Annotated in this window: 10 protein-coding genes and 1 pseudogene; 4 read left to right on the forward strand and 7 right to left on the reverse strand. The window is 69.3% G+C overall.

The window, feature by feature from the left end:
* Positions 1 to 10 precede the first annotated feature (10 nt).
* On the forward strand, positions 11 to 1,402 hold the full coding sequence (locus AB0I22_RS32615; protein ID WP_363134598.1) for an HD domain-containing protein: 1,392 nt from the start codon (positions 11 to 13) through the stop codon (positions 1,400 to 1,402).
* Positions 1,403 to 1,877: 475 nt separating this feature from the next.
* On the opposite strand, the gene AB0I22_RS32620 is transcribed toward AB0I22_RS32615, so the two are convergent.
* Entirely contained in the window at positions 1,878 to 3,002 is a 1,125-nt protein-coding gene (locus AB0I22_RS32620; RefSeq protein WP_363134599.1) for a methyltransferase domain-containing protein, read from the reverse strand.
* A gap of 191 nt (positions 3,003 to 3,193) precedes the next feature.
* Between AB0I22_RS32620 and AB0I22_RS32625 the strand changes: the two genes are divergently transcribed.
* Positions 3,194 to 4,072: an MFS transporter gene (locus AB0I22_RS32625; RefSeq protein ID WP_363134600.1), complete on the forward strand. Its 879-nt coding sequence runs from the start codon at positions 3,194 to 3,196 to the stop codon at positions 4,070 to 4,072.
* Between the two features lie 99 nt (positions 4,073 to 4,171).
* The gene (locus AB0I22_RS32630) at positions 4,172 to 4,564 is read left to right on the forward strand and encodes a DUF3592 domain-containing protein (protein WP_363134601.1); all 393 of its coding nucleotides are present in this window, start codon (positions 4,172 to 4,174) and stop codon (positions 4,562 to 4,564) included.
* A 22-nt stretch (positions 4,565 to 4,586) separates the two neighbouring features.
* Here the strand turns inward: AB0I22_RS32630 and AB0I22_RS32635 are convergent, their stop codons facing one another.
* The 3 genes and pseudogenes from AB0I22_RS32635 to AB0I22_RS32645 all read right to left on the reverse strand — a co-directional run bounded on the left by AB0I22_RS32635 (position 4,587) and on the right by AB0I22_RS32645 (position 6,581).
* Positions 4,587 to 5,267, reverse strand: a complete 681-nt coding sequence (locus AB0I22_RS32635; RefSeq protein ID WP_363134602.1) for a hypothetical protein — start codon at positions 5,265 to 5,267, stop codon at positions 4,587 to 4,589.
* 52 nt (positions 5,268 to 5,319) lie between these two features.
* Positions 5,320 to 5,467: pseudogene (locus tag AB0I22_RS32640) on the reverse strand (IS5/IS1182 family transposase); the annotation flags it as partial.
* Complete coding sequence (locus AB0I22_RS32645; RefSeq protein WP_363134603.1) at positions 5,439 to 6,581, reverse strand: hypothetical protein; 1,143 nt, start codon at positions 6,579 to 6,581, stop codon at positions 5,439 to 5,441. The gene AB0I22_RS32645 and the pseudogene AB0I22_RS32640, both read right to left, overlap by 29 nt.
* Positions 6,582 to 6,859: 278 nt before the next feature.
* Here AB0I22_RS32645 and AB0I22_RS32650 point away from each other — a divergent pair, with 278 nt between their 5' ends.
* The gene (locus tag AB0I22_RS32650; protein WP_363134604.1) at positions 6,860 to 7,453 is read left to right on the forward strand and encodes a hypothetical protein; all 594 of its coding nucleotides are present in this window, start codon (positions 6,860 to 6,862) and stop codon (positions 7,451 to 7,453) included.
* A gap of 78 nt (positions 7,454 to 7,531) precedes the next feature.
* Here AB0I22_RS32650 and AB0I22_RS32655 read toward each other — a convergent pair whose 3' ends face one another.
* The 3 genes from AB0I22_RS32655 to AB0I22_RS32665 form a co-directional block, all read right to left on the reverse strand.
* A complete protein-coding gene (locus tag AB0I22_RS32655) occupies positions 7,532 to 7,990 on the reverse strand; it encodes a hypothetical protein (RefSeq protein ID WP_363134605.1) in 459 nt (152 codons plus the stop codon).
* 23 nt (positions 7,991 to 8,013) lie between these two features.
* Positions 8,014 to 9,642 (reverse strand): restriction endonuclease fold toxin-2 domain-containing protein, encoded by a 1,629-nt coding sequence (locus tag AB0I22_RS32660; RefSeq protein WP_363134606.1) that lies wholly within the window; start codon positions 9,640 to 9,642, stop codon positions 8,014 to 8,016.
* A 285-nt stretch (positions 9,643 to 9,927) separates the two neighbouring features.
* A partial coding sequence (locus AB0I22_RS32665) for a hypothetical protein (RefSeq protein WP_363134607.1) occupies positions 9,928 to 10,509 on the reverse strand: 582 nt, incomplete at its 5' end.

The raw sequence follows: 10,509 nt of genomic DNA on the forward strand, positions 1-10,509 counted from the left end.
CAACGGCGCGGTGTGGGGGCCCGGCAGGCCCCCACGCCGGCCTGCCCGGTCCCGCACGCCGGGGGAAGCTCAGGCGGAGCTGGTGGCCGCCAGGCTGGCGGTGGATTTGTCGGTCAGGGGGGTGTTGCCGCATGGGTGGTTGTCGGGGCGTCTGGTCAACGAGGTGCTGTGCGGCCAGGGGTGGGATGAGGGGGCGGCGGAGTTCGTGGGGCTGACGCTGGCCGGGCATCACGGGAACTTTCCGCCGGTGAACTGGCTGGAGGAGCGGCTGACCCTGAAGCGCCGGGGGGCGGGGGCGTGGCGGTCGGTGCAGGGTGAGGTGTATGAGGCGGCTGTGCTGGTCAGTGGGGCGCGTCCGTATCTGGGGGAGTGGCAGGCGCGGGTGCCGTCGGTGCCGGTGCAGTTGGTGCAGGCGGGGGTGGTGACCTTGGCGGACTGGCTGGCCAGCAACGAGGACCTGTTCCCCTACGAGGGCAGGCTGCCGCAGGGGTACTTGGAGATGTCGGCGGCCCGGGTGCGCCGGGCGGGCGCGGTGATGGGGGTGCGGTCCGCCTGGGTGCCGGATGGGGGCAGTGCGGTGATGGGGGCGGCGGCGCTGTACGGCTCGCGGTTCGGGCAGACGCCGCGGGCGGTGCAGGAGGCGGTCTATGGCGTGGTGTGCTCGGCGCCGGGGGCGGGGTTGTTGCTGATCGAGGCGCCGATGGGGGAGGGCAAGACGGAGGCGGCGCTGGTGGCGGCGGAGGTGCTGGCCGGGCGGCTGGGGGCGAACGGGGTGTTCTTCGGGCTGCCGGCGCAGGCCACGGCGAATCAGATCTTCCGGCGGATCCTGGGGCGGCTGGAGCGGCAGGGGGCCGATACGACGGTGGCGCTGGCGCACGGCAAGGCGGCCCGGCAGGAGGAGTACCGGGCGCTGTTGCAGGGGTCGGTGGGGGTCGGGGAGTGCGGGGCGGGGCTGGTGGCCTCGCAGTGGATTGTGGGCCGGTACCGGGCGTTGCTGGCGCCGGTGGTGGCGGCGACGGTGGATCAGCTGCTGCTGGCGGGGCTGGCGTCGCGGCATGTGGCGGTGCGGATGCTGGGTCTGGCGGGGAAGGTCGTGGTGCTGGACGAGGTGCACGCCTACGACACCTATATGTCCGGTCTGCTGCAGGGGGTGTTGGCGTGGCTGGGGGCGCTGGGGGTACCGGTGGTGCTCTTGTCGGCGACGTTGCCCGCCCGGCAGCGCGCCGAGCTCCTCCAGGCGTACGCCGGCGGTCCGGCGGTGTCCGCGATTGGGCCGGTGTATCCGCGGCTGACCTGGGTGGACGCGCCGCGCGGCGGCAGGCGCGGGGCTGAGCCGGTGGTGGTCGCGGCGGAGGCGGCGCGGAGGCGGCCGGTGGCGGTGACGCTGCTGGAGTCGCGATGATCATGCCGAAAGGTGCTCAGCGACTCCCCGACACGCCGCGAAACGACTCCCGCTCAGAAGATCTGGGCCACTTCTTGTGGTGCTGACGCTGCGCGTGGACGCGTGCCTACGGCAAGGGCGACTGGCCTGCGCAGTGCGGGGGCAGTCGCTGTCTGTCGATGTAGCGGCGGCCGACTCCACAAGAAGTGGCCCAGAGCCCGCTCAGACCTCCATAGCCACCCACAGCATGCTCCAACGGGACTTCGCCTGTGTCCTGGACGTGGGAGTACTGGCCTGGCACCGACGGACCGCGTGTTCAAAGTAGCCGCCGTCGACGCGCACAGCGGCTCCGGCCTCATCGACACCCTCGTCCGCGCCGCCCCGGGCATCGCTCGCGGTTGTGGTCGTCTCGCTCCGATCACCGTCGGCACAGCGGCACGCTGAGAGTTTCGCACCCACGCTGCCCGGTTCCACGCCGTGCCGCAAGCCGCGCGGCTCAGTTACCTGCGGGCACCGTGGTCCACTGCGGGCCCGTTGTCGGGTCGTTGCTCCACACGAATTGCCGGTGCGGTGTGACGGTCATGCCGAAGTCGTACAGCCCCGGCGCGCCGGCCTTCGTCCACTGCTGCCAGGCGTGCTCGATTTCCTTGTCCAGCCGCCGTGGTCCGCCCTGGTAGGCCGTGATGGGTCCGGTGTCCGGCGCGGTGAGCGTGGCCCAGGAGGAGTGGCCGTCGTGTGCCCAGACGGTGACGCCGTCGTCGGCCCGGGTGATGAGCTGCACGTCGGGCAGCGCGACGCGCAGGGCGAACAGAAGATTCCTGTCTTCGTGGAGGGGGCGCGGGTCCCGGTAGAGGGGGTGCTCGGCGGGTGTGCCGGTGCCGCGGACCTGGTGCCAGGACCTGCCCTGATCGGTGCCGCGGCTGGGCATGAACGTCGCCAGGCCCTGCATCCAGCCGGTCGCCGATGCGCCGTCGTCGGCGACGGTGAGCGCCACGTGTCCCAGTCGGCCCCAGGGGGTGACGATCCGGCCGCCCGGCCGGGTCTGTTCCACCCAGGCCCAGGGCACCTCGTCGACCGCGTAGGTGGAGACGACACGGTCGTACGGGGCGGCTGCGGGCCGGCCCTTCGCGCCGTCTCCGGTCTCCACCATGACCTCGGCGCCCGCTGCCGCCAGGGTTCGTCGTGCGGTGGCGGCGAGTTGCGTATCGAGTTCGATGCTGACCACTCGGCCGGGGCCGGCCCGGTGCGCGAGCAGGGCGGCATTCCAGCCGGTGCCCGTGCCGAGTTCGAGGACCTGGTGGCCGGGCTCCGGCATCAGCGAGTCCAGCATGTCGACGACGATCGCCGGGCAGGACAGGCTGGAGGTGGCCCGGCCGTCGGTGACTTGGGTGACGGCTGAGGCGCTGGGCCCGGCGTAGACGAGGTCCGCCCAGCGCTGGGGGGCGGCGGTGCGGTCGACCGCGACGTAATGTTCGCCGGTCCAGTCCCAGAGCCGGTCCGGGGTGAACTCGTGGCGCGGGAGGTCCCGTACGGCCTGCCGGGTCCACGGGGACCGCTCGGGCCACCGGCCGCCGGACGTCATGGCCTCGTCCAGGCGCCGGCGGTGTTCCTCGTAGGGCACGGCGATGCTACTTCCGGTGGGTGCCGCCGGGCGGCGGCGGAGGCTTCACTTCTCCGTCGGTGTTGCCGGGAGGCGGGGTGCCCTGGCCCGGGTCGGGGTCCGGCTTACGGTGCTCTCCCATGATGTGCTCCTCCGCTCGGATGGATCCCCCTGATGATGGCTCGGAGGGATTGTTCGCACACCGGCGCACGGTGGCATACGACCCGCGCGAAGGCGTCCGGTTCCTGTGGCAGCACCGCCTGCTGCGGCTGATGGCGCTCTCCCTCACCGTGCTCTCCGCCTGCTGGGGCGCCTGGCTGGCGCTGATTCCGCTGATCGCCACGGACCGGATGGGCCTGGACGCCCGCGGCTACGGCATCCTGCTCAGCGCCCTGGGCGCGGGCGGAATGCTCGGCGCGCTGACCGTCACCACGATCAACCGGGTGCTGGGCCGCCGGTGGTCGATGTTCGCCGACCTGCTCGGCACCGCCGTCATGGTGGCCACGCCCGTCCTCTCCACCAACCTCTGGGTCGTCTCCGGCGGCGCCTTCTTCGGCGGCATGGGCGGCATCCTGTGGACGGTCAACTCCCGCACCATCAACCAGCGACTCGTCGACGACAGCATGCTCGGCCGCTACAACGCCGCCGCCCGACTCTTCAGCTGGGGCGCGATGCCGGTGGGCGCCGGGCTGGTGGGTGTGCTCGCCGAGTGGTTCGGCATCCGCGCCGCCTTTACGGTCTTCACCCTCGCGACCCTGGTGATCATCGTCCCGTTCCTGCGACCGTCACCCCAAGGCGCTGGCCGACGTGGGCCGGCACTCGGTGCGGGACTGACCGGCCCCCGCGGCGACGCCGCACCCGGCTCTCCCGCACCACTTGCCATAAGGACATTACAAGTCCTTACCGGCCGGCCGCCGGATCTCCTTCCCGCGGTCGACCCCTTAACCTGCCCTCATCACCCCTACGAGGGGTACCAACACGCCGGTGATCTGGTCCAGGAGTCGGTAGATGCGGGTCCTCATCGCTCCTTTGCGGGCCGATCTGCATCAATCGAACCGGTGGGCGGGGCGGCGCCGAAGCGGTTCGTATGATCGCTCGGGACCGGGTGACGCAGCCCGCCATCGCGGAGGTCTCTGGAACGTTCGACGCCGCGGCCATAACTGATGTGAATTGACCTGAAGGGTAGTGGCATGTTGCAGAGGAATCTGGATGGAACCCTGATAGTGATGGCCGTGCTTTTCGTCTGGGTATCTGCCATCTATATACCCAGAGAGTTCCTGAGGAGGCGAGGCGTCCGGGTGTCCGGCACATGCGTAAACCATTCGGCGAGCAAAGACGGGAAAGTCGGCATCCTTATGGAGTTCAATACGGAAGACGGGCGCCGGATCAGTTTCAATGCCGGGTATTCCGAATTTCCCCCGGTGCAGATAGGTGGTATGGCGGACGTGCTCTACGACCGCCGCAACCCTCGGCGTGCACAGCTGGCTCGGAACGTGCCGGCCAATGGCCGTACGGCTCCCATCTTCCTCGCCTGCCTCACACTGATCGCTGCAGTCCTCGCGATGATCCGGTTCGCCGCCTGATGATCCTAACGACAGTTGAATTTCAGATCGTGTCCCGGGCCTGCTGTGGATAGCCGATCTCTGCGAGGTCCTCAGCCAGCTCTGCAAGGGTTACTTTCGCGTTCAGTGATGTCACGAGTTTCTGGTTCAGCGGTCGCAGGTCATACACGTCGCGGACCGTTTCCAGGTCCACGGGAACCTGGTAGTAGTCCTCGGCGAAGCGCTGGAACGCTTTTGGCGAACGGTCGATCAGGAGCTCGAACAGGCCGGTTGCCCCGTCGGGGTCGGAGCAACTGGTGGGGAAGTCGATCGTGCCGTGCTGCCAGTGGTCGTCCGTCGCTGCCCGCCAGAGGCAGGCTGTCACGACGGGGACGTCGTCCTCGTCGGTGAACGCCGGCTCTTCGACGAAGCGGCTGAAGACTTCCGGGACCTCGTCGACCACTCCCGGCCAGGGTTCGCCGTCGTTGGCGTACGGGCTCATCGGTGCTTCGTGGTCGAAGCCGCGGACGTAGGCCCCGGCCGCCGAGAAGACGATGGAGTACTCGTTCCCCGACCCGTTGCGCATCGAGGCCGTCTCCTCGCCGTCGGACCAGCCGGCATTGAAGGAGTAGTACCTGCCTTCCCAGTCCGGACTCAGGATCGCATCGAGCATCGCCAGTGAGCGGCACAGGTTCCGCAGGTCGGCGATGGAGGGCAGTTGGCGAGCTACGTCATAGACCGTCACGTGCTCATCCAACCGGATACCCCTGGCACCCAGGTTCTCCGTCTGGTCAGTGACCGGTGTACAGAACGAAGGAGGACGGCCTGCAGCGTTCTGCGGTCGTCGATGCGTTTGCGGCCCGGAGACCGGTATCGGTGCTGGGGCGGTGACGGCTCGATGAGTGCCCGTAACCCGTCACCGGTCTCCCATGGTTTTGGCCGGGCCGTCCTTACCCCCGAGGAAGGAGATCACCTTCCCCATCCACCGCGCCACACCAAGGTCTCTTTGCAAGGAGTCCTCACCGTGCCGTGCGGGAGGCGGCTCGGGGACGTCGACCGGCTTGGTGGTCAGGTACCAGGAGCCGGTAGGGGAGCCGTCGGAGCAGTCGAGTGCTATGTATCCCGCGCGGGGCAGGCGGAGTGTGATGAGCTCACCGCCTCCGCAAAATTGTGTGTCGAGTGTCCGGCCGGGTATGCCGTCCGGCCAGTCGACGTTCGGGCAGTCGCAGTCGATCCAGTGGCGGAGGCATCCGCATTTGTAGGTGATCGTCCAGGTCGACTGGCCCCGGGTTTGGACGGTGAATAGGGCAGGACCGCCGTCGTAGCGGAGCACTTCGGCGTTCTGGCCCTGGTGTTCGGCAGCCAGGGGAGTGGCGTCGAAGAGCGGCCTGATGCGTGCGATCCAGTGGCGTTTGCCCACGCCCTGGGCCGTGACGCGCAGATGGGTGAGGTGAGGGGGGAGATAATGGCGGCCGTGGTACTCGCGCTGAAAGGAGGTTTCGGCCAGCCTGTATCCGATCGTGGTTTCCTGTTCGGTGCGCACCACCGGTGCGACGTGCAGGTGCTCGTAGCCGAGCACGTCCAGTTCGAGGATGGCCGGCTGGGCGGGCTCGGGCCGGTCGATCAGCACTTCCGTCGGGCCGTTGGTGCGACCGCTGCTGACGTGGCGTTCCCCGGGAGCGGTGACGGGTTGCGGGCGCGGTCGGGAGGCCGGGACCTGAAGCGGCACGGCTTCGATGGGGACGGGACGGCCATCGCGCAGTGCCGCGAAGCGGATCATGGCGACGCGGCCGTCGTGCAACGCGGCCAGCATGCCGGAGACAGTCTGCCCGGCGGAGGCACGCTCGTAGGCGGCCAGGGCCGCCCGGTACTCCTCCAGAACGGCGGGGGTGGCGTGCTGGCCGCTCGGGTCGAAGTCCAGGGCAGCCAGTTCCTCGCCGAAGGCGGTCACCGACTGCCGTGCCGCCTCGGACCTGGGGTCGTCTCGTAACGCCCGCCATCGGAAGAGCAGCGCTCCCGCCCCGGAGCCGAGCAGGAAGCTCACGGCGATCTCGATCACGTGGAAGATGATCGCACGAACACTTCTTCGGGAGCACCGCTGCGCTGTGCTCGCCGACGACGGCATCGGCGATCATGCTTCGGATCCGTTCCGGCATCGCAGCCCGGAACGGATTGCCCGGCCGGAAGATGCAGGTCGAGCACCGCTCGGACAGCACCCGCACCTCGCCGGTCACCTCATCGGCGATCGGGGCGCAATCCGCCGTACCGTCCTCGGAGGGCCTTCGACCGTGCGGAAATTCCCCGACCCCGCAGCGGCAGCTGCGCCACAATCGCCGGATGATCGGCAACAAGACCACTCACCGCACGGTGGACGGTGTTCGCGTACCCGGCACCTGGCGCCACGCCTTCATCCGCAACGGCGGCACGCACTTCCTCACCGACCTGTTCATCTACGCCGACGGGCTCATCGACTGCTGGGAACTGGTCACCCTTGAGGAGTTCCAGAACAAGCTCCGCAGCGGCCGGGTAGCCACCACCCTGCCGGACGGCGCCAAGGCATCCGCGTTCGAACTGGCCAGCTGGACCTTCAGCGAGCCCCACAGCTACCTCACCCCCGACCTGCTGGTCGCCGAGATACGAGACACCATCGACCAACTCAACGGGCGCCCGGATTCGACGGGCACAGCAGCCGTCGAGCACGCGTCCCCGGATCGGCGCCTGGCCGCTCTTGACGCTGCTCTACGCCCCTGGGCGGCCGAGGCCCGCTTGGAGATCGATACAGCCGAGGCCGCCGCGGGATACGAGAGTGTGCGTCGCGATGTCCGCGGCATCCTGGACGGTGACCGGGATCTCGTCCGTCGCATGCTCACCCGTGCTCGCGACCGTGCGAAGAAGATGCTGCGTGCAGCCGAGGCGGCCCCCAGCCCCTGACGCCGGACCCAGACGCCGGCCACAGGTGAATACCGGAAGTCATCCGAAGCGTGCGGGGCCATGCGGGCCGATGGCCGCCTACGCGTTCTCGGCGATCTCCAGGTGGTGCAGCAGTTCCTCGGCGATCTGCTCCCGGCCGCCCTCCGCGGGGATGTGCCAGTCGGTTTCGATGCCCGCTTCCATGGCCAGTTCCGTGGTGAAGAGAATGGAATCGGGCTTGGGCAGGAAGCTGTCACGCAGCCATTCGATGAACACGGCGGCCTGCGGAGCGGCGATGTCGACGAGGTAGAGGCAGTCACGGCCGTGCACGGTGGCGGCCCCGTCGAACACCGTGCCATCATCGGCCGTGGCCCAGAAGGACAGGTAGGGCTCGCCACCGTGGACATCGTCCTGCCGGACTCGGGCACGGGCTCCCGGGAACGCCTCCTTGAGGGCGTCGCCCAGCCGCTCCAGACCGAGCTGCCACGCGTGCGGGTCCGGGCCGGGAGCGTAGGTGAGATAGGTGGTCTCGTAGTCGTCCAGGTCGGAATTCGGCACAGGGTCCTCCTTGCGGCGCGGTTCTACGGTTCGTAGCGGGAGTTGCCCTTGACGCCCTGAAGGGCCATCAAGGTCTGCCAATAGGCTGTGGCGGATTTGTCGTTGGTGATGATCTCAAGGCCGCGGAGCTGCTTGTGTTCGAGCATCGCCTGGCGGTACTTCTCCAGCTCGGACTTGTCCCTGCCGACCAGAACGTCCTTCCTGTTCCACTTCTTCGTGCCGTCGGCCTTGTATTCGTCCTCCTCCTCGAACGTGGAGGGCTTGCGCCAGACGGACTTGTCCTCGCAGTCGGGTTTCTTCACATACTTGGCGTCGATCATCATGCCGTCGTCGGCGCGCATGCCGTCGGCGGAGATCGTCTCCTTCTCGAACGCCTTGGGCAGCGGCACGAGCCGCTCCGGGTACCCGGCCACCCGGAGCTGGTAGGCGTTCTCCGGCTTGGACGGATCTGTGCCGGCGCCCGCGAACCCGGCCGGCTTGAGCGAGTTGACCCACGTCGTGAACTCCTTCCGCTCCGCCGGCGACAGGAGCACGGGCGGAGGGACCGGCGCCGGCGGCAGCGGCGGCACCCAGGGAACGCTGGGGTCGGGGACCTTGTAGCTTGCCGGGACGATGCCCGGCATGCCGCCGGGGGCAGAGGCGAGTATCAGCGGCGCGGGCTGCAGCGGGGGCAGCGCCGGCATCATCGGCGGATGCCACCCCGGCGGCTGGGGCCCGCCGCCCGGCACCGTCACCCGCCCCTGCGAGGCGTCCAGCGCGTGGGCAACGTCGCCGAGGGCGTGGATGTGCGGGTCGCCGGTGACGGCGAGGTGCAGGCCGCCGTCGTCGCCGTTGCCGCCGAACATCGGCGCGTCCCAGGGGGCGTCGATACGGAAGAGGTCCGCCTTGTGGGCGAGGGCGACCCGCAGCGCGGCGTCGATGTGGTCCGCGTACTGGTCGCACGCCTTCGCCAGTTGGGTGCAGGCGGCCACCAGGTTCGCGACGAGGGGCTCGTCCTCCTGGGCGTGCTCGGGCGGGTCGCCGAACCCGACGGTGCGTTTGAAGTACTGGTCGAACGCCGTCGCCGCCTCACCGGCATGCGCTGCGTTCGCGGTACGTGCACTGGCCTGCGCGTCCTGCAGGAACCGGCCCACGAGCCCCGCCGCCCGCCGCCACGTCCCGGCGACCTCCCGGACCCGTCCCGCATCGCCGCGGTAGCGGTCGCCGCCGCCCGGCACGTACTGCTTGTACCAGGCCGTGTCCCCGACGACCTCGGGCAGCTCCTCACCGAGCCGCAGGAACGCCTGGGTGCAGTCCGCCCCCGGGTCGCCCATGCCCTCGGTCGCATCCTCCTGCGCCCCCAGCAGCGCGGCGATCTGCCGGTCGGTGGCCATGAACTCGCGCGCGGTGCGCATCAGGGCCTTGCCGGTCGCCCCCATCACGTAGGCGCTGAAGCCCATCTGGTCGAGCGTCGTGGCCGCCGCGGGCCCGTAGACCCTCGCGAAGGCGTGCCCGGCATCGTCGTCCCCGGCCATGCCCTTCTGCTTCGCCAGCTCGCCGCTGACGGCGATGGTGGTGTCGCGCGTCCCCACCATGACGATGTCGACCATCCCCATCGACGCTTTGATCATCCCTGAGGCCGTCAGCCTCAGCCCCTCCCCGGCGATACTCACACCGACCCCTCCCCGGTCCATGCACTCCGTCGTTTCTCCCCACGGTGATCCAACCGTCGGACGGCGGGCGAAGCAACCGGAAAGGCCGGGATGAGGCAGGCGAGGAGCGGGGAAAGCTCACAGCGGCAGCGCAGGGCCATCGGGTCGGAGGTGCAGTGAGAGCGGAGATCCTGATCTCCAGCGTGTCGGCGGCCGCCGCCTTCGGAGCCTGACCCGCGAGGCATCGCTGTCTGTCGTGCGCAACCCGACCGTGCCGTATCGCCCCCTACTGCCGCTGCTGGGGGTTCAGAGGCCGCTTTGCCCGGTGATGCGCAGCGCGACCGCGATGTGGCTGAATCCGGGGATGGGCGACCCGGCGGCCTTCTCGTAGCGCACGGCGTCAGCGATCCCGAGTTTCTCGCCAGTGGAGAGGGTTCGGTTCACCGTCCACAGGAGCGTGCGCAGGTCCTCGTTCTGGGCGCTGAGGAGCGTGGCGGAAGACTCCAGCGACGCACCGGTGGCAATCCTCCAGGCGGCTACTGCGGCCCAGAAGCTGGTCAGGCTGTCCCAGCAGATCGTGCTTCGGGGGCCCAGCAGCAGGCGCATCTCGTCGGGAGACCGAAACGCGTCGAGGCCGTGGGATACGACGTTCTGGAGGTTCTCCAGGAGTGTGACAACGAACTCGTATTCGGCCTCGTCCTCCAGCAGTTCCTCGATGACCGCCAGAACCTCGGCGGTCGTGCCGCAGTCCTTGCGGGCCGCCCGAAAGGCAATCTGTCGGCAGACGTCCGGGCCGTTGATGTCCTTCGCCGATCCTGGCTCCACACCCGCGAGGTCGAGGAGCCGTCGTGAGCGCCCGGCCTGCCGTCGGCGCCATGGCATTCGCAT

Source organism: Streptomyces sp. NPDC050610, from assembly GCF_040654875.1.
Taxonomy (GTDB): domain Bacteria; phylum Actinomycetota; class Actinomycetes; order Streptomycetales; family Streptomycetaceae; genus Streptomyces.